Raw genomic sequence first — 19,575 nt, forward strand, 5'->3', positions numbered from 1 at the left:
CACAGGTATTCGTGGCGCTTCTCGGCGGCGGCGAAGTGGAACAGCCGCAGCCGGTCGTCGAGGGAGAACGCGTCGATACCGAACGCGCCCTCGTCGACGGGCTCCGGGGCGTCGGGGACCGGAACATCGAGGACCGGGGCGTCGGGCTCGTCACTCACGGATCTGGCGGCTTCCCTGCTGCGGCTGGACACGTGTTCACCCCGGACGGACAGCCGGGATCCGCACCAGTCTGCCGCACTCTTACCGGTGCGGGTAACCCGGTCTCCGGCCCACGGCACCTGTGCTACTTTGCGCGCGCCGCGCGGGGGACACACGGCCGGGCCCGCGATCCACCCGAAGGAGGTCGGCGGCCGTGGTCGTGTCCGGGGCAGGCGCGAGGCCACTCTTCGAGCGCGGACACCAACCAGGGTATTCATTGGTATTCTTCCGCTATGGCCGACACCACGATCAAGATCGACGAAGCTATAAGAGATCGCCTTCGCACGCTGGCCGAAGAGCGCGGACTCAGTACTCGCGCGTACGTGGAACGCGTGGTCGCGGCAACTCCCACCGAAGGCGAGCGGGCCGAGCGGACGGCACGAGCGATCGCGTACGTCCGCGCGAACCTGCGGCCGGATCTGACCGATGGGGACGTACGCGAGGCTCAGGCCTGGCGAACGGAAATCGCCGCGGGTCGCCTGGGGGAGCACCGGTGATCATCCTGGATCACACGGCGGTGGTCGCCCTGTGCAGGGGCCACCGCCTGCTGTCCGGACTGGCCGTGGTCGAGGTCGACGATCCGCTTCAACGCGCGCACGTCCCCGCGTTGTGCCTGTTCGCGGCAAGCATGGAGCTTCCTGGTGCGGCGGCGCACACGGGGGCGCTTCCCGGCCTGGAGTTCCTGCCTCTCGACTTCGCGGGTGCGGCCGCCGTGGAACAGGCGACCGTCGCGGGCGTCGACTGGCGGCACGCGCACGCGGTCTACGCCTCGGCGGCCGGCCAGGGCGAAGCTCAGGTACTGACCGCGACCCCGGAGGCGTACGACGGCACGGGGGTATGGACGGTGGACATCGGCAAGCCGTGAGACGGCCCACCACGGTACGCCCGACTCGATGTCGCCGCCTCCAGCCCGCGTCAGGTGTTCCGTCAACCGGCGACGGCGAAAATCCTGGCGCCCGAACACCCCCCAGCGCTAGGCTCGATGATCCGTTCACTGCACTCCAACAGCCCCGTGCACCCCATGTCGTACAGCAGCCAGGAAGAGCGGTACCCATCTGATGAGCGCAGGTGGCGCGGCACAGACGCCGGACCCCAGACTCGCCGAACTCGTCCGCACATCACGCAACTTCGGTTTCCTGTACGACCATCTGCCGCTGCTTGTCGCCTACGGCTCGGGTGCCGAGACCAACGTCTTCACCGACCCGAACACCTCACTGATCAAGTCCCGGCAGTTCGGTGAGGCCCTCGCTTCCGATCTGGTACGCCGGGGTCGCGTGCAGTTCACCGGGAGCAAGCAGATCGAGCGCCTGGCCGCCCTGGACAAGTCGCTCCCGGTCCGTGGAGCGACCACACCGAGGCAGAGGCCGCGTGACGACCGCGTCGAGCGGTCATGTCCCCGCCCCCGTCTCCGAGGCCGACCGGTCCACCGCGGTCAGGACCGCATCGCCGTATACACCTCCAGCCACCCCGTCCCGACCCGATCCCCGCGTGTGAAGACGACCGCCCCGCTGCGCCCGGCCGACGGATCGGACGGATCGTGCGGCGGCAGGAGCAGGGTGGTGGTCCCCTCCCCGTCGCCGCAGTGCAGCGTGGTGGTCGCGCCGTTCCACAGCCGGATCACCGAGCCGGGCGGCGCCGCCACCCGGACCGCGTCGCCCTGGAGGGCGAGACGAACCCCGGTGGCGCGCTCCACGAGCAGTTCGCGGTAACGGTCCGGGGGCAGGGCGCAGTCGTTCGGCGGTGTCGTACCGTTCCAGTCGGGGGCTTCGACGCCGCGGGCGCGGGCCGCGCGCCACATCCGGGGCACGAGATCGGCTGCGAGCGGGGCGGTGGCCATCCGCTCGCACATCCACAGCAGCCGTCCCGCCCCTCGGCCGGGCCCCAGTGTCCGCCACCGGATGCGCTGGGCCAGGTCACCGGCGACGACGGCCGCCCAGGGGTGCACAGTGCCGAGGGGGCCCTGCGCGCCGAGCCAGGCCAGGTAGCGCTGGGCCTCGTCCAGGATGCCGGTCATCGAGTCGACGGGGATGCCGAGGACGTAGCCGGGCCGACCACGGAAGAGGCGCGGTCGGTCGGCGACGAGGTGGAGGACCGCGCGGGCGAGGTCGCCGGCCACCGCCTTCGGCTCGTCCTCCGCCGGCTCGCCGCGCTCCTCCGGCTCCTCGTGCTGCTGCTCCGCCTCGCGCAGTACGCGGCGCAGCGCAGTACGGGCCCGGTCGGTGAACGGTGCCTGTTCCAGCACCGGGAGGCGGGTGCTGAGAAGGGCCGCCAGCAACCGCTCGGCGGTGAAGGCGTCCTCGGGCACGGGGGCCTCCCGCACCGCGGTGGCCAGTTCGTCGGCGAGGGCGGCGTCCACCATGAAGCGGCTGGTCAGCCTGCCCAGCGGGCTCGCCTCCCAATGGTCCCCGTCGGCGACGGTGCGCAGACAGCCCGCCGTCGTGAGGAACCTCTCCGCCTCGCGCAGGGGTTCGACGCCGGCGCTTCCCTGGTGCGCGGCCAACGTCCCCGCCCACCACCGCTGCGCCTCCTCGACGCCGCACACCCGTTCCTGGACGGCCTCGGCCAGGAGGTGGTCGGGCAGGTGGTCGCCCAGCCGGGACCGCACCGTGTATCCGGCGGCGAGCCGGGCCTGCCAGTGCGCCCGTTCCGCCGGGTCTGCGAGCAGGAACGCCCAGCCCTCCCGCTCCCCGGCACCGATCCGGCCGGCCCGCCCGAACATCTGCTGGACCATGGACACCTCGACGCGGTCCAGGCCGATGGTGGTGTCGGCGACGATCACGGCCCGGGCGGGGAGGTTGACGCCCGCGGCGACGGTGGAGGTGGCGACCAGGATGTCCGCCTCACGGGTACGGAAGGCCTGCTCGGCCTCCCGCTTGTAGGGCCAGTCCCGGTAGTGCAGCCGCACCCCGGCCCTGGTGCACAGCCGCTGGACGACTTCGGCGTCGTCCGCGTCCACACCCGCGGTCGGCACACCCCGGTCGGCGGCCAGCGCCAGCGCGGTCGCCCGCACCCGGCGCTTGCTGCCGCAGAAGACCAGCACACTGCCGCCGTCCGCACCGACCCCGCGGGCGATCCGTACGGCGGCCTTGGTGCGGACGGCGGCCCGCGCCGCCCAGTCCGCCTCGTCCACCGACGGCAGGACGGGCAACTGCCAGGTCAGCCGAGTCGGCCGCCAGGCGGTGCGGACCAGACGGGCACCCAGCCACTCGGCGACCTCGTCCGCGTTGGCGACCGTCGCCGACAGCCCGACGATCCGCGCGCCCGTACCGTCCTCCCGTACCCGCGCGAGCAGCGCTTCCAGGACAGCCCCACGCGCCGGATCACCGAGCAGGTGGATCTCGTCGACGACCAGGCAGCCGACCTCGGCGAGCGCGTCGCGCAGCGATCCCGCGCGGCAGATCGCCTCGAACTTCTCCGTGGTCGCCACCCACACATCGGCCGCCCGGATCAGCTCGGTGTCCACGGCGGCCTCACCGGTCAGCCGCACCACGCGCAGGCCCCGGCGCCGCCACAGCTGAAGCTCCCGGTCGAGTTCGTCGGTGAGCGAGCGCTGCGGCACCAGCCAGGCGGCCTTCTTGCCCCGGGCATGCGCGTCCAGCGCCGCCACCATGCCGATCGGGGTCTTGCCCGCGCCGGTGGGCGCCACCACGACCAGGTGCCCGGTGCCCTCCTGTACGACGGGAACGGCAGCCGCCTGGGCCGGGTTGAACGCCGGATGCGGCAGCAGCGCGGCCCACTCGGCGGGCACCAGCTTCTCCACCGGTACGTAGGTTGCCCCGTCGTCCTCCGGCAACTCCTCCAACGCGTCCCACTGCGCTGCGAAGGCGTCCCGGGCCGCCACCGCCCAGGGACCCGCGGCCGGGACAGCGCCACGCGGACCGACCACGACCAGATCCGTACGGCCGCCCAACTCATTGACCGTGCCGACCTGTTCGGCCTCTTCCCAGTAGCGGCCGACCCGGTACGGGACGCCGCGCCCGGCGAGCAGGCCCCGCAGCACGTCGTAGCCGGGGCCCTCCGGCAGGATCACGCGCACGTCCTCGGCCGCCGCGACCGCCTCCTCGGTGGGGCACCAGTCCGGATCGGTCACCTTGCACCACAACAGGGCCCGCTTCTCGGCCTGCTCCGGCACAGCCAGGTCCTCCGGCCACGCCGGACCGTGTCCCCCGCGCACCGCCCCAGGGAACTGCCCGGGAACACGGATCGCGGTCACGGCGACCCCGAGACCACTCGGGCAGGGCCCGGGCGGCACAGGCGCGGACCCCGAAGGTGCCGCCGTGAGCTGGTCGTACGCCTTCACTCCCAGGTCCGCGAGGCTGAACGCGGTGGGGCAGACAGGGCAGACGAGAGCGGCGTACCGGTACACCCGCCCCTGCGACTCGTACGGCCTGCGGAGCGCATGCAACTCCCCCTCACAGACGGGACAACGACGCCCCACCCGTTCCTCGTAGGCCCAGCCGGGCTCGACGAACCGCGCCGGGAGCACCCCGCCCAGGGCGACACCCCACCGCCGCCACACCACCCCGGCGACGGACCCCTCCGCGCCCGCCCCCGACTGTGCCGGGACGCCCCCGTCCATCACTCCGTCCGCGCTGCGCATACCGCGACTGTGGCATGTCGTGATCTACACCCGCAGGCGGTTCATCCGTCTTCCACCACTACGGGTTCCACCACTATGAGCGAGGCTTGTGCTCAACCGGCCAAGGGAGTCACGCTCTCGCCGCGCGACGCCTACGGATGGCGCGTTGTCGAGCGGCCACAACAGCACGGCACCCTGACCAGTATCCGCCGAGCCCACGTCATGGTTGTCGTAGGTCGCGAGGTCCAGGGCCGACGCAGCCAAGGCCGAGGCCGCCAAGGCGGTCGCCGACGCGGCCGATCACGCGTACACGACCGCGCAGGCGGCCAAGGGCGTCGGCACCTCCACGCAGCAGATCACCGCGCCGGCCGACGACGCGATGCAGCTCGGCTCGCTCGTCCGAGAGCCGCTCCAGGAACCCGTGCACCTGCACCGCATACCCGCCGGCCAGGACAAAGCCGTAACTCGCGGCGGCTCCAAGACCGATACGGGCGAGCCGGGAGTGAAACGGATCCATGCCGACGAATACTACGCAGCCCTGCGGGCCAGCTCCGGGAAGCGCCCCTCCCACATCAGCCGCACCCGCGGCGGAAGCCACAGCCTCTGCCACACGGCTGAGAGAAGCACGGGGTCGAGGAACTGCCGCAGCTCCTCCACATGCATGGCCTCGCGGATGACCGTCTCATAGAGCATCCGCAGGTCAACGTCGTCCGACAGGTCGTAGGCACTCTTCGGTGTCCAGTCCAACGCGGTCGGCAAAACCACGACCCCGTCCGTCGGACCGGCCAGCTCATCCAGGGTCTCCGGAACCGTGTACGGCCGGATCTCCGCATACCGCACCCGTGTCTCCATGCGCCCAGTATGCCCAGCCTCGGCCCGAACGCCCACAGCCATCTATTCAGGGGGCGCCGTCGATCAGGGCCTGCAGGAGGCTGAGCCGGAGCGGATCCGTCCGGGTCAGGCCAGTGGGTAGCCCCGGGCGAGCAGGGCTTTACGGAGCACGGGGAGCGTCTCGGCGAGGACGGCCAGCTGCCGCTCACCAGAGGCGGCCGGTGTCCCGCCGCCTGGCTCCGTGCCGGTGCCGATCTCACCCGGCGCCTGCGAACCGGCCGTCCGCCTTACGCAGTCCCGGGCTTCTTGGACAGTCCTGTCGCTCGTTCCGGTGAGCCAAGTCCTTGAGTCGTGCGACAGATCGCCGTCTCGAGGTTCATGCTGACCTTGCTGCACCACAACCCGGCCTGGTCCGACGCTGTACGCATCTTTGGAGACGGAGCACGTGGCACATCAAGTGTCCCTGGAGACCCACGATGTGGTCGAGGGCGTCGTCGATCACCTCCTGCACATCAGCTACGACGAGCGCACAGTGCTCCGGCTGACCGCCACGACCGGCGAAGAGGAGACCGTCACCGCGCTCGGCAAGGCACTCTTCGGCGTGCGGCCGGGGGAGAGCCTGCGCCTGCACGGCACGTGGACCCAGCACCCTCGCCACGGCAGACAGTTCACGGTCGGCCAGTGCGAACGGACCGTGCCCGCGGACGAACGGGCGATTCGTCTCTATCTCGCGTCCGGGATGATCCGCGGCATCGGACCGGTCCTCGCCTCCGCGATCGTGGACACCTTCGGCGCGCGGACGCTGAAGGTCATCGACGCCGAGCCGAAGCGGCTGCTGGACGTGCACAACATCGGCGAAGTCCGGCTCGGGCGGATCACGGCTGCCTGGCAGGAGCAGAAGGCCATCGCCGAGATCATGCTGTTCCTGCAGAACCTGGGCATCACCCCAGGCCTCGCGGTGAAGATCTACACCGCCTACGCCGACACCGATGACGATCCGATCGACATCGTGCGCCACACCCCCTACCGGCTGTGCCGGGACGTACACGGTGTCGGATTCCACAACGCCGACAGGATCGCGCTCGCCGTGGGTGTACCCAAGCACAGCGACGAACGTCTCCAGGCCGCGATGCTCCACGAACTCGACCAGGCCGGCATCCAGGGCCACTGCCACCTACCCGTACGCGTGCTGCTCACCCGCACCCGCCATCTGCTGTCCGACGACGACCCGGCCACCGCAGAGATCCTCGACAACGCGGTCCTGCGCCACGCTCTGGAGATGCTGCGCGGGCAGGGCGAACTGGTCACCGAGACACCCCCGCTGCCCGTGATGGACGGCACCGACGCAGCGGCTGACACCGAAATCGCCCAGCTCGCACGCTGGCACCGCGACGAGACCCAGCTTGCCCGGCACGTACGGCGCCTGCTCGGCTCCTCGCCCGCGCTGGCCGAACTCGCCCCGTGGAGCGAGCGGTTGACCGCAATCACCACGGCGGAGACGGCCGGGCTGACCGACGAGCAGCACCAGGCGATCCACACCGCGCTGACCCGGCCCCTGTCCGTCCTGACGGGCGGTCCGGGCTGCGGCAAGACGCACACCCTGCGCACCCTGGTGGAGGTCGCCGACGAAGCCGGCGCCGTCGTCGCACTCGCCGCACCGACCGGGAAGGCCGCCAAGCGGCTGGAAGAGACCTGCGGACAGACGGCGATGACCGTGCACCGCCTGATCCGTCCACCCGACGGCGACTCCCTCTTCGACCATGCCGGCGTGCTGGAGACCGCGGACGTAGTGGTCGTCGACGAGGCATCCATGCTCGACCTCGCGCTGGCCCGCAAGCTGTTCGCCGCCGTCCGCGACGGCTGCCACCTCCTCTTGGTGGGCGACATCGACCAGCTGCCGAGCGTCGGCCCCGGCCACGTCCTGCGGGACCTGCTCGATGTCGAGGACATCCCGCGCACCCGGCTCACCAAGGTCTTCCGCCAGCACGACGACAGCGCCGCGATCGTGACGAACGCCCACCGCATCCTGCACGGCGAACTCCCGCACGACGACCCCAAGGCGTTCTGGAACCGGCCCGTCCCCGTCGCCGAAGACATCGCCCAGCGCGTGGTGGACCTGGTCTGCGAGCTCATGCCCACGCACTTCAATACCCACCCGGAGGACATCCAGGTCCTGTGCCCGGGCAAGAAGAACATCGCCGGCATGACCGACCTCAACCTGCGCCTCCAACAGCGGCTCAACCCACCCGCGCCCGACAAGCCCCAGCACTACCACGGCGGGACGGCCTTCCGGCGCGGCGACCGCGTCCAGCAGATCCGCAACAACCCCCACCGGGGCGAGGTGGGCGTCTTCAACGGCAGCAGCGGCGCCATCACCGCCCTCGACACCGAGGCCCACCAGCTCACCGTCACCTTCACCGACGGAGAGACGGCCACCTATCCCTTCACCGACCTCGACGAACTGGTCCACGCCTACGCCCTGACCGTCCACCGCTCCCAGGGCAGCGAATACCCGTACGTCATCGTCCCCATGATCAACGCAGCCGGAATGATGCTGCTCCAGCGCAACCTCCTCTACACCGCCGTCACCCGCGCCCGTCAGGGCATCATGCTCATCGGCCAGAGCGAGGCCGTCGAACGAGCCGTCGCCAACAACCACACACAGCGCCGCAACACAACCCTGACCCACCGCATCACCGACGCGACGCCCGCCGTCCCGACCCCACGCGGCCAGACGCCCACCGGGCAACTCGCCTGGGGCTGAGGGCGCCACCGGACTGGACGAGATGGTCCGCTGCTTCGTCAAAGCCTGAAGCAAGAGCGGGGACTCACGGACGCCGGAGTCCCAGGCATGCAGGCAGGGCCCGGGGCGCATGCGCTGCTGCTGCAGTCTGGCCACTGGCAGCCCGGCACAACTCGCTCACCGCAGCCGCGCAGGAGGAACAATCGTTCACTGCGGCCTGCCGCTTGGACGGGTGAGGTTTCCGGCAAGGGCAAGGCCAGGCGCAGCAGCACGACCGATCATGATGCCGTTCGCGGCCTACGCAGGTGAAGACAACAGGGTGGCCGGCAGGCGCATAAGAGATGGCCGATCAAGGCCGTGACCTGGTGGATGATGTATCGGCACCCGCAGTCTTCGTCAGTGCGTTCCGGGTGGGACGGCCCGGCCGCTCGGGCGGGGCGCGGTGCGCGGTTACCAGGGCTGGTCCTGGGTCAGTTTCAGCAGGCGCTGCAGGTGCGTGCCGGCCTTGCGCAGGTCGGCTTCGGGGACCTGCCACAGCCGTGCCGCGTCGCCGTAACCGCCCCCGCCGACGCCACTCCAGTAGCAGGCAGACCGCTCGGCGGCGGCAGCGAGAATCGCTGCCGGGTGACGCTCCCGCAATGCCCGCGGGTCGGTCAGCCGCCACCAGGAGGCCAGGGCCCGCGCGGCCAGGTGCACCCCGTGCCGGGCGGGGGTGCGCTGCCACAGCAGGCGGGCGACCGGGTCCAGCTCGGCACCGGTGCGCGGGAGGCGGGTGCCCGGCTCAGTACCACCTGTGCGGTAGCGCGCCATCATGGTGCTGGCGTTCATCGCGTAGGGGCTCTGATGGGGCAGGACCTCGGCGATCAGCCGGTCGGGCCCAAGAGACCAGCGCAGCAGGTAGTCATGGCGTCCCCGGTCGGTGCGGACCTCGCCTCCGGCACCGTCCCAGCCGCGTCGTCCCTCGGCGGGGAAGACCACGGCGCTGCAGGACTCCACCCGCTCCTGGGGGGCGACGCCGATCCCGTAGAGCGGCCCGGCCGCGCCGTACAGCCGCAGCAGGGCGGCGGCGGGCGAGTCCGGGGCGCACAGCCGCTCCAGCTTGCGGCGGTCGCCGCCTGCGGCGTGCTCCCAGAAGGTGAAGGCGCGCTTGTGGAGGGTCTGGGGATCGACAGATCGGCGCTGCGGCGGGGACGGGGCATGGCCGGGTGTGGCGGGGCGGGAGGATGCGGCGCGCGTGCCGGACGCCTCGGCGATGCGCCCGGCCTTCGCTCGACCCCCGCTCCGCGGCGCGGCTCCGCCTGCGGCCTCGGCGTTCCGTGCGGCCGACGGCCCCACAGCGGCGGTGGCGCCCGCACGCATTGGTGCCACCGCGCCTTCCGCGGATGCGGCAGCGTGCGCGACGGCGCCGTCGCGGGGCGGCGGTACGGACTCGGGGGACGGAGGCGGGGTGGGGCGCTTGGGGGCCAGGCATCGGGCGCAGCCCAGGTGGGTCTTGGCCGCGACCAGCTGGGCACCGCTGTGGGCGCAGGCAGGGCAGCGCAGTGGGGCGAACTCTCCGGCGGGCAGCAGCCAGTCCAGGTCCAGCGGGTAGCGCCGCTCGCCCCTGCGGACGTCCAGCGCGAGGCGCAGTACCGGGACTCTCAGCAGGTGCAACCGGTAGGGAGTGAGCGTGTGGCGGGCACGGTATTTTTCGGCGATCTCGGCCAGGCGGCGGGCGCGCTCCTCGCGGGTGCTCTCGATACGGGCGCGCAGCAACGCCGCACGGTCCTCGGGCGCGGTGGCGGCACGGCGCTCCAAGGATTCCACGGCGGCGGCGTAGTACTCCCCGGCGCGGGCGCGCTCCTTGGCGTACGCGTCGCCGATCTGCCCGGCCAGCCCATCACGGCGCAGCACGGCGGCGGCCTCCAGCATCCGGTGGGCCTCGGCGAGAGCCGCGGACAGGTCCGGCCGGCTGGTGGAGGCGTAGTCCACGGCGGCGGCGAGCCCGGCCGGCAGCGCGGCCTGGGCACGGGGGTCGTGCCCGGTGCGGGCGAGGCGCTCGCTGACCCCCGCCGGCACCCGCAGGCGGCTGGGTACGTCGACGAACACCTCGGCCTGCTCCTGGAAGTGGTCCTCCGCGGAGAGCTCGTAGCCCACCAGGGCGCCTACGCGCAGCACCGGCCGCAGGGCCCGCTCGGGCGTGGCGTCGGCGCGCGGATCCAGGCGGCCGTGGTCGACCGGGAGATGCTCTCGGGCCTTGGACAGCAAGGTGGCGGCATCGGGCGGCACAGAGCGCGGCGCGGCCAGGGTGAGGGTGCCGGTGTCGCCCGCGGCCAGAACGCTCTCGGCGGCCTTGGCGACCACCGGGTGTCCGGTCACCAGCAGCAGGACGCCGTCTTCGCGGGCGACATCGGGGTCGGCGGTGACCGCGGTCTCCTCGGACAGCTCCAGCTCGCTCGCCAGGGCCGTGGGCAGGAGTGCCAGGGCGGTGTCCCCGGCGTCCTCCCACAGCCCGCCGCGGTGCTCGACCCAGTCCAGCCAGAAGGCCAGCCCGGCCTCCTTGCGGATCACCGGCCCGCCTCCCGCTCGTCATCGCCGCCGACCAGTGCGTCGACCGCGCCGCGGCTGTCCAGGTAGTCCGTGCGGGCACTCACCAGCCGCTCGCCCAGCCGCTCCAGGCGTTCCTCGAACTCCGCGTCGTCCCCCGCGGTGGCGAAGGCGTCGAAGACGGAGGCCTCGAAGTCGAAGTCCTCGTCCACCCGTCCCAGGATCATGTCGAGCTCGCCGACGACCAGCTCAAACAGATTGATCTTGGATTCGAGGACGTGCAGGATCCGCTGCTCGATGGTGCCCCGGGCGACCAGATTGGTCAGCACCACGTCGTGCTCCTGCCCCACCCGGTGCAGTCGGCCCAGACGCTGCTCGATCTGCATGGGGTTCCACGGCAGGTCCACGTTGGCCATCACATGGCAGAACTGCAGATTGCGGCCCTCTCCGGCGGACTCGGTGGACAGCAGCACCGGCGCAGAATCGCGGAAGGCCGCCACCGCCGCTTCCTTGTCCCGGCGCGAGAGGCTGCCGTGGTAGACCGCCGCCTGGACGCCCTCGCGCTCCAGCCGCGCGGCGAGCGCGTTCAGGGTCTGCCGGAAGGCGGTGAACACCAACACCTTCTCCCCCTGTCCGTTGTGCCGGCGCAGCCGCTCCAGCAACAGCTCCGCCTTGGTGGATCCCTCGATCTCCCGGGCCAGCGCCGCCAGGTCCGGCCAGCCCGCCTTGGCCAGGGTAGGCGCGGCAGCCTGCGGGCTCGACCCCGCCAGCCGGGTCAGACCCCGCAGGGTCAGCAGCCGGGCCGAGGACGCGCCCTTGGCCTCCGCCCTGATCCTGGCCGCGATCCCCGCATACAGCTCCGCCTCCTCCTGCGAGGGCGTCACCAGCACCGTCTCGGCCAGCCGCTGCGGCAGCAGCACCTCGACCTCGCTGCGCCGGTGCCGGACCATCACCTCACGGGTACGGGCCCGCAGCTGGTCCAGGTTGCGTGGCGCCGAAGGATCCGTCCCGGCTCCGACGTGCCGCTGGCGGAACTGCGCAGGGGTACCCAGCAATCCGGGCGCGACCAGGCTCACCAACTCGTACAGGTCCTGCAACCGGTTCTCCACCGGAGTCGCGGTGAGCAGCAGCAGATAGCGGGCACGCAAGGCCCGGGCGAGCTTCCCCGAGGCGCTGCGCGGATTGCGCAACCGGTGCGCCTCGTCAGCCACCACCACATCCCAGTGCCCCTCGGTCAGCCGGGACTTGAGCGGCTCCCGGCGCGCGGCGGCGATCGAGGCGAGCACCACCGGCCGCTCCGCGTCCGCCTCCTCCCAGCCCTGGCCCCGGGCGATCACCGTCGGCAGGCCGAACTTGCGCTCCAGTTCCTCGCGCCACTGCTCCACCAGCCCGGCCGGGGTGAGCACCAGCGTCCGATCCGCCAACCCGCGCATCCGCAGCTCGGACAGAACCAGACCCGCCTCGATGGTCTTACCCAGCCCCACCTCGTCCGCGAGGATCGCCCGGCCGCGCATCCGCCGCAGCACCGTCTGAGCGGTCTGCATCTGGTACCCGAACGGCGCGAAGGACAGCTGCGGCAGCGACAGGAAGGAGTCGAAACCGGGCCTGCGCCACACCTCCACCGCCGCATCCACCAGCACCGAGGTGACCGGATCCACCGGAGCCGCACCCAGCCGGCCCAACAGCACCGCGAACGCGTCAGGCAGCCCTTCGGGCCGCGGAGCCGAGCCGTCAGCTGTGGGAGGGCGAATGGTGACGGTACTCAAGCGACCTCGCTCGGGGAGCAGTGGAACGGATGGGAACGGGCACGCTCCGTCACCCGCGGACCAGCCTACCGACGGCATCGCCAGGACCGTAACCGTGGAGGGGCCCCGAACGAGGGATCCCATCCAGGTCCCGTGAGACGAGCCGCAGCGCCTGTCGGTAGTCTGCACGGACGTGAGCGAGTACCAGTACTACGAGTTCCAGGCCATCGACCGACCCTTGACCAAGGACGAGCTCAAGCAGGTGCGGGCCCTGTCGAGCCGGGCCCGGATCAGCGCGACGCACTTCGTCAACGAGTACCACTACGGCAACTTCCGCGGCGATGAGCGCAAACTGATGGAGCAGCTCTACGACGCCCACCTGTACTTCGCCAACTGGGGCTCGCGGCACCTGATGCTGCGCTTGCCCACCACGCTGCTGCCCGCCCGCAGCGCCGAACCGTACTGTGCGGAAGACGCCTTGACCTGCTGGACCAGGAAAGGGCACCTGCTGCTCGACTTCTCCTATGAGGCCGAGGACGGCGGCGAGTGGGACTTCGAGACCTCCTTCACCCTCGCCTCCTTCACCACCCTGCGCACCGAACTCGCCGCCGGCGACCTGCGCCCCCTCTATCTGGCCTGGCTCTCCGCGCTCACCCGCTGGGAACTGGAGGAGAACATCGACGACGCCGAGGACGAGTACACCTCCACCCTCGAACCGCCCGTGCCCGACGGACTTGCCCGACTCACCGGCCCGCAACAGGCCTTGGCGGACTTCCTCCGCATCGACCCGCACCTGCTCACCGCGGCTGCCCGCACCAGCGGTGCCGCCCCTTCCCAGGCAATCGACAAGGACGCACTCGCCGCCTGGATCCGCGCCCTGCCACCACGCGAGAAGGACACCCTGCTGCTGGACGCCGCCCTGGGCACCGCCCCACAGCCGGGCCCCGCGCTGCTGGCCCGCCACCGCGCCGCGTCCCACGGTGCAGCCGAACCGCCCACCGCCACCCGGCGCCGCTCAGCCGCGGAGCTCCTCGACGCCGCCCACGAGGTGCGCAGCGAGCACACCCGGCAGCAGGAACAGGCCCGCGCCCAGGCCCGCCGAGCCGAACAGCGGGCTCACGAGAGCCACCTGGACCGCCTGGCCGAGAACGCCGAACAAGCCTGGCAGGACATCGCCCACCTGATCGGGCAGAAGCAGCCCGGCCCCTACGACGCCGCCGTCACCCTCCTGAAAGATCTCCGCGAGGTCCACGACCGGGCGGGCACCCCCGAGGAGTTCGCCCGACGCCTGCACGACCTGCGCGAGCAGCACCGCGGCAAGCCCTCGCTGATGCGGCGGTTCACTGACGCCGGCCTGGCAGCCCGCTGAGGCGCACTCAGACGTGGTCGCGCGGCCCCTCGGCCAGGAGGCGGAGCGCGGCGAGGGCGGCTGGGCGGCCGGTAGCGGACAAGGAGATCGGGGCGTCGATGGACCGTTCCCGCTCGTCGAGGTAGCCGAGTTCGCGACCGGTGTGCCAGAACCTCCACAGCAACCGCTCGGTGTCCTTCGCCTCCATCGCGGTGCCGTCGCCGTGGGTGAAGCCCGCCGCAAGCACCGGATGTACGGCATCGCGCAGGTCCTCGCGGCGCCGGGGCTCCGCCCACAGTGCGCCCAGGGCGGACTCGGCCACCTGCCGTTCAGCCGCGGTGGTGCCGAGCCAGGCCAGCGCGGCCGTGTGCTGGCGCAGCCGGTGGTCCGTCAGCTGGGCGCGGCCGGCAGGCGAGAGCTTGAGCGTACGGTGGCGCTTGGTCACCAGCCGGTGGGTGCGAGCGAGTTCATGCAGGTCGGCCAGCTGGAACAGGTCCGCCTCCGAGCGCGGCCCCTTGCCGATCGGGTACCAGTGCGGGTAGCGGGCGAACGCGGCAGCCACCAGTTCCCGCGGCAGGTAGCCGGCCTGTGTCAGGGTGACGCCGTCACCGATCTGCTCCAGCAGCCACCGCAGCGGCTCAGCCGTGTCCACCGGTGCCGCGGCCGACCACTCCAGGGCAGGCAGGACGGCAGCGAGCAAAGCTCGGCGCTCAGTCGGGGGAGCTGCGGCCCACAACTCTCGCCGTTCGCGGCGGACGGCCTCCAGCGGGGCGCGGCCCTCGAACACGGGCTGCGCAGTGGCGAGCCAGTGCTGGACGAACCGTCGGCGCGCGGCCGGAAACGTACGCGCGTCCGGGTCGAGCTCGCCCTCGTCCAGCGCCTTCTCCAGTCGACCTTCGAGGTTGGCCCGGGCCAGCGCTTCCTGGATGCCCATGACCTGCCCCCAGCTCAGCTCGGGTACGTCCGGCGGGGTCGTGAGCGAGGCGGCCGCGGCCTTGCGGTAAGCCGCGGAGCCCGCCTCCTCGGAGCGCTGCCAGGCCGCCAGCACCTGGGCGGTGGTCGCGCTCGTGCACACCGCGGCGGCCCGAACGCGGCCGACTCCCTTCAGCAGGTCGGCCAGGACGGCGACAGCCCGCTGCTGCTCAGGGGTGTCCGCGTGCCACTTGCGGGGCAGCTCGTACCAGCAGAAGCGTTCGACCTCGGCCGCCGAGAGCGCGACGAGCGGGTCACCGTCGGGCACCAGCCAACCCAGCAGGCGCTGTGCCATCGCCTCGTCCGCCACCAACACCTTCGCCTCCGCCGCACTCCGGCCTACCTGCCGATCCTCCCACGGACGGGGGTCCCCTCCGTGGGCGACGCTGCGGCGGGAACCTCACCAGTGACGTCGCCCCTCAGCAGCCCGGGTTTCCCTCAGCCTGTCGGAACAGCACAAGCCCTACGCCGCCGACCACCCTTCCCAAGGCGCCCGAAACCCTCGCCTCCCCCAGGGGCGGCGAGGCGACTCTGACGAGCCGTCACGCACGCTTGTCCACCGACTGTCCACCGGAGCATTTGCCTGCATGGCCAACCGAAGGGCTCAATGCACCAAAACCGCTGTTCAGGGCCTTGTCACGGGCTCGCTGGCAACAGGGAGCGAACCCGCGACCGACGCATTGCGATGCACAGACCGCAAGTGTCCGATCTACCCGAATTCCAAGGTCAACGCAAATAAGAAACCCCAGGTCAAAGGCTTGACCTGGGGTTCATCACGGAGCCGCCTTCGGGATTCGAACCCGAGACCTACGCATTACGAGACCACGGGGGTTCGTGACGGATGGTTCCGGCTCGTGCCGCCCGGTGCTGTTCTGCCTGATCAGAGCACATGGGAACGGTTCCACCGTGACACCCTGTGTTATCCGGTCCAAAGGCGTCCGGCCGCACTGTGGCCGCACATGGCCACACTCACGGGCGTTCGGGCGCCCGGAACACCATTGTTCCCCTCCGACAGGACAGCCGCAATGGTGCTGTTCCGGCACCGGAACACCGTGCCCGTCAGCGATGACACGCCTCTCGGAACGGGATGGCGCGACCGGCGTGCTGAACGCCCCACGTCGGCGGCAGAGCCCAGTCCGCCGAGGTGGGGCGAGGGCAACTGAGGCGAGGCGACGCGCCCATCCCGGGCACGGTCGATCGTGCAGCGCGGCTTCATCGCGGACGCGGCCATCATCGGACTCATGGACGGAGTCACCCCGCCAGTCGAACCGACGCATGCTACTCATCAGCTGCCGCAGAAGCTCCCTATTCCGAGCCTGGACCCCTCGAACGGGACAGCACTCTCGACCCCGTTCGACAGGGCGCGTATCACCAAGGAAAGGGTCCCGTCCGGTGGGTTCAACACCGGAGGGAGGCCAGCCCGACTCCTGCAGCGGAGGAACCCAAGCATGGAAAACATACCAACGGCCGCCGGTAAGGGCGGTCCCGAGAACCACACCACTCAGCCTCTCGGGAGCGCCGGCCAGGCCGTCCAGCTCCAGTCCGTCGCAGCCCCGTCCGACAGTGGGCCAGCCGTGGGAGCGTCCGCTGTCCGGCGCACGTTCACCTTCACCAGCGCCGTCACCGGTGAAAAGGTGACCGTGACCTGCATGCCCGGCTGCACGGTCAGCCACGAGGCGGACAGCGGCAAGCCCGAGCACCCACACGACATCTACTGCAACATCCCCGGCACAGTCGGCGAGCTGCCCCTCTTCGGCCCGCTGTGCGACACGGGCGGCCCGGAGGACTTCCGCTTCCTCAGCTGGCAGATCGAGTCCTACCCCTTCTCGGGACGGCCGGCGGAGAGGCTGCCCTTCGTAGCCATTGAGGTCATCGACGACCACTACATCGAGTACCTCGACCCGGACACGCTGGAGATGGTAATCAGCCACCTGCAGGAGCGGGTCGACTCCCTGCGTGAGGCCCACGCCCAGCTCGTCAACATCCGCACCCCGTACCTCAATCTGCCGGAGGTGGCGGCGTGAAGACCATGGCCATCATCGAACGCGCCATCGCCGAGGTGGAGGCGTTCCGCACCAAGATGCGTGAACTCGGCTCGTGTTCCCCGGCCGTGGAGAAGTTCGCCGACTAGGTGATCGTCCTCATCATCGTCTGCGGGTCCCCGAAGGTCGCCGTCGAAACGGCGATGCGCAATCTCCTCAGCAAGCCGTCGGAGGTGACGGTATGAGGACGTTGACCACACGCGCCGGCTTCGATGCCTTCCGCGACCGCATGTGCAACAACTTCGGACAGCTGCCCGACGGGCTCGGCGACCAGCCCCTCCACATCGAACAGGCCCCGCTCGGCCCGGATGAGTACTTCACTCACCGGCTCGACAGCGACGGCCACTACATCGTCTACGACCCGCGGCAGACCAGCGGGCTCATGGTGCGCCAGTTCCTCGGCATCCACGCCACCTTCACCGAGGACCCGATCCTCGAGGGCGTCCGCGACGCCTACTACGAGGCGAAAGCGGCGGGCGGGCGGGCAATCTGGGGGATCGTCCTCAGCGAGATCGACCGTACCCAGGACCCCGAGGGTGTGATGGACCAGGTGCTGGAGCTGCTGCAACAGGCCCGCGCGGAGACCGAGGCAACGGCCGCGTGAGAACGGCCGCGAAGACCGCAGTGGTCGGGGGTGTGCGGTTCGTGGACAGCCCCCGGCCGCCCGGCTCGCACCTGGCAAGCAGCACTGGACCGGGACGGCCCTCCGGACCGCGCCACGGCAACCCCGCCGCCTTCGATGTCTTCACGTTCGCGATCAAGGCGCTCGACGGCCAAGGGTGCGGCAGCCCCGACTGGGGCCATGATGAGAGGGGGCCGACAATCGCTCTCCGAGTCGCGCAGGTGAATACTGCGGCACGCAGCATGGCAAGAGCCCCCTGGCCCGCGCCGCCTCACGTGGCGGTGGAGGACGCCGACGCAGTGCCAATGGTGAAAGCCCCATGGATCCTGAAGACTCGACGCCCGCGAACGGTCACACGCGCGAGTGAAGCGGCGCGACACTCCCCTGAACAGTGCGGCTGGCTCTGTAGCCTGCCTGGCTGCAACTCACAGTCCGCTCAGGCCATGAACAGCCGCACCGGGCAAAGAACCGGGAGATGCCATGGGTGCCCCTTCGACCAATAGTCGCCATCTTCTCCTGGAAGACCGCCCGCCGCCGAGCACCCCCACGATGCGACGGCTTCCCGGCAAGGCCAGGTCACGCCAGGAGGTGCTGCGGGAGTGTGAGGTGGAGGTCACCGAAATGCGCGGGTACATCCCGCGGGTGCTCTGGGACTTCCTGATTCCGGATCTGACCCGCGTGTTCCGGTGGCGCGTTCAGCTCGACTGCGGCTGCATCCCCGAGGTCCTCACCCGCGAAGACGGCACCCCACCGCACGAGGCGCAGTGGAAGGCTCTCCACTCGTCGCTGCCTCCTGGGCAGATGATCTGTCATCACGACGACTCGCCACCGCCGCCGTATCGCGTCATCGCCGAGTGGGGAGAACGGAGGGAGGTGACGTTTCCCGCCGACCCGGTCGAGCCACCGGACGACACGGACCCCAGGGTTTGGTCGGTACTCCGCCATGACGAGCCGCACACCTCCGCGTTCTGGGAGGTGACGCTGGCTTGCGGTCACGTGGAGGAGGCCATCGCCCCGAGTCTCGATTGGGTGCCTGCTTCCGGGCCTCGTCGTGCGGCTCCGGAACGAGTCCAACAGATGTCCGCCGAATTCGAGGACGCCTGGCGCGCGAACCCGGAGCTGCAGACCGAGCGGGATCGGGAGCACACCCGGCTGATGCTCGCGGACGGCTGGCCGCGACCGGAGCCTGAGCAACTCTGCTATTCCTGCCCCCAAGTTCGGATGATCATGGCCTATGAGCGCGTCGGATGGCTTGTCCCCCGGCAGCGACAGTCCAGGAAGGCGGCGAGCACCGCACCCACGCCGTCGCGGTCCGCCTTGGAGCGGAGGTTGCGAAAGGCCGAAGCCGAGGCCGAACGTCTTCGGGCCGAGTTGGATCGGATCGACTAGGGACCGCTTCGCCCCCATGGAAGTCCGCAGGGACCGTTCCCGCCTCCGGGTGTCCAAGGCATGTACCCCGATAACATCCAGCGGGACAACAGGAAGAACAGACTCGATGAAGTCAGGGGTACGAGCCAGCGTGGCAGGTGGGACGGCGCGGTTGCGGGTACCGGTGGGCGAGGACGCGGAGCGGTGGGTCACACGCGTGGGCTGTCGTCGTGTCCTGTTCATCGTGCACAACGTGACGTCCGCGACTCGCCTGCTGGACGTACTCCCGCTGTTCCACAGCGATGTTCGCGTGCAGATGTTCGCCACCTGCACGGGTTCATCCCCTTTCCTTGCCGGAGTGCCCGAGTTGTTGGCTCAGGCGGGGCTACCCGTCCTTCCTTGGGAACAAGTCAAGGACACGGTGTTCGATCTGGCGGTGGCCGCGAGCTATGGCGGCGAACTGGGGTCAATAAATAGCAAATTGACCATATTGTCCCATGGGGTGGGATATAATAAGAGGCTAGGAACACCGAACACCGAACACCGAACACCGAACACCGAACACCGAACACCGAACACCGAACACCGAACACCGAACACC

The 19,575-nt window shown here is 70.6% G+C and carries 13 protein-coding genes and 1 pseudogene; 8 read left to right on the forward strand and 6 right to left on the reverse strand.

What is annotated here, in order from left to right; translation table 11 throughout:
• The first annotated feature begins 431 nt into the window (after window positions 1-431).
• Together AC5P09_RS46520 and AC5P09_RS46525 are read left to right on the forward strand one after the other, a co-directional pair.
• Window positions 432-695: a hypothetical protein gene (locus tag AC5P09_RS46520; RefSeq protein ID WP_493879732.1), complete on the forward strand. Its 264-nt coding sequence runs from the start codon at window positions 432-434 to the stop codon at window positions 693-695.
• Window positions 692-1,063 (forward strand): PIN domain-containing protein, encoded by a 372-nt coding sequence (locus AC5P09_RS46525; RefSeq protein ID WP_493879733.1) that lies wholly within the window; start codon window positions 692-694, stop codon window positions 1,061-1,063. Before AC5P09_RS46520 ends, AC5P09_RS46525 begins: the two co-directional genes overlap by 4 nt.
• Window positions 1,064-1,630: 567 nt before the next feature.
• On the opposite strand, the gene AC5P09_RS46530 is transcribed toward AC5P09_RS46525, so the two are convergent.
• From AC5P09_RS46530 to AC5P09_RS46540, 3 genes are all read right to left on the reverse strand, one after another.
• Window positions 1,631-4,798 (reverse strand): DEAD/DEAH box helicase, encoded by a 3,168-nt coding sequence (locus tag AC5P09_RS46530; protein ID WP_493879734.1) that lies wholly within the window; start codon window positions 4,796-4,798, stop codon window positions 1,631-1,633.
• A gap of 199 nt (window positions 4,799-4,997) precedes the next feature.
• Window positions 4,998-5,294, reverse strand: a complete 297-nt coding sequence (locus AC5P09_RS46535) for a hypothetical protein (protein ID WP_493879735.1) — start codon at window positions 5,292-5,294, stop codon at window positions 4,998-5,000.
• A gap of 11 nt (window positions 5,295-5,305) precedes the next feature.
• Complete coding sequence (locus AC5P09_RS46540) at window positions 5,306-5,629, reverse strand: hypothetical protein (RefSeq protein WP_493879736.1); 324 nt, start codon at window positions 5,627-5,629, stop codon at window positions 5,306-5,308.
• A 424-nt stretch (window positions 5,630-6,053) separates the two neighbouring features.
• Between AC5P09_RS46540 and recD2 the strand changes: the two genes are divergently transcribed.
• Window positions 6,054-8,372 (forward strand): SF1B family DNA helicase RecD2, encoded by a 2,319-nt coding sequence (recD2, locus tag AC5P09_RS46545; protein WP_493879737.1) that lies wholly within the window; start codon window positions 6,054-6,056, stop codon window positions 8,370-8,372.
• Between the two features lie 429 nt (window positions 8,373-8,801).
• Here the strand turns inward: recD2 and AC5P09_RS46550 are convergent, their stop codons facing one another.
• The gene (locus AC5P09_RS46550; protein WP_493879738.1) at window positions 8,802-10,901 is read right to left on the reverse strand and encodes a hypothetical protein; all 2,100 of its coding nucleotides are present in this window, start codon (window positions 10,899-10,901) and stop codon (window positions 8,802-8,804) included.
• Entirely contained in the window at window positions 10,898-12,643 is a 1,746-nt protein-coding gene (locus tag AC5P09_RS46555) for a DEAD/DEAH box helicase (RefSeq protein ID WP_493879739.1), read from the reverse strand. The genes AC5P09_RS46550 and AC5P09_RS46555 overlap by 4 nt, the downstream gene beginning before the upstream one ends.
• A gap of 172 nt (window positions 12,644-12,815) precedes the next feature.
• Here AC5P09_RS46555 and AC5P09_RS46560 point away from each other — a divergent pair, with 172 nt between their 5' ends.
• The gene (locus AC5P09_RS46560; RefSeq protein ID WP_493879740.1) at window positions 12,816-13,991 is read left to right on the forward strand and encodes a hypothetical protein; all 1,176 of its coding nucleotides are present in this window, start codon (window positions 12,816-12,818) and stop codon (window positions 13,989-13,991) included.
• Between the two features lie 7 nt (window positions 13,992-13,998).
• Here AC5P09_RS46560 and AC5P09_RS46565 read toward each other — a convergent pair whose 3' ends face one another.
• Window positions 13,999-15,258, reverse strand: coding sequence for a hypothetical protein (locus tag AC5P09_RS46565; RefSeq protein ID WP_493879741.1), 1,260 nt, complete (start codon window positions 15,256-15,258; stop codon window positions 13,999-14,001).
• Window positions 15,259-16,390: 1,132 nt separating this feature from the next.
• Between AC5P09_RS46565 and AC5P09_RS46570 the strand changes: the two genes are divergently transcribed.
• From AC5P09_RS46570 to AC5P09_RS46585, 4 genes and pseudogenes are all read left to right on the forward strand, one after another.
• Window positions 16,391-16,966: a DUF6907 domain-containing protein gene (locus AC5P09_RS46570; protein ID WP_493879742.1), complete on the forward strand. Its 576-nt coding sequence runs from the start codon at window positions 16,391-16,393 to the stop codon at window positions 16,964-16,966.
• A 199-nt stretch (window positions 16,967-17,165) separates the two neighbouring features.
• Window positions 17,166-17,588 (forward strand): hypothetical protein, encoded by a 423-nt coding sequence (locus AC5P09_RS46575; RefSeq protein WP_493879743.1) that lies wholly within the window; start codon window positions 17,166-17,168, stop codon window positions 17,586-17,588.
• Between the two features lie 624 nt (window positions 17,589-18,212).
• The gene (locus AC5P09_RS46580; protein WP_493879744.1) at window positions 18,213-18,995 is read left to right on the forward strand and encodes a hypothetical protein; all 783 of its coding nucleotides are present in this window, start codon (window positions 18,213-18,215) and stop codon (window positions 18,993-18,995) included.
• 106 nt (window positions 18,996-19,101) lie between these two features.
• Window positions 19,102-19,575, forward strand: a pseudogene (locus tag AC5P09_RS46585) (hypothetical protein); the annotation flags it as partial.

It is taken from the genome of Streptomyces sp. a15 (genome assembly GCF_059026085.1).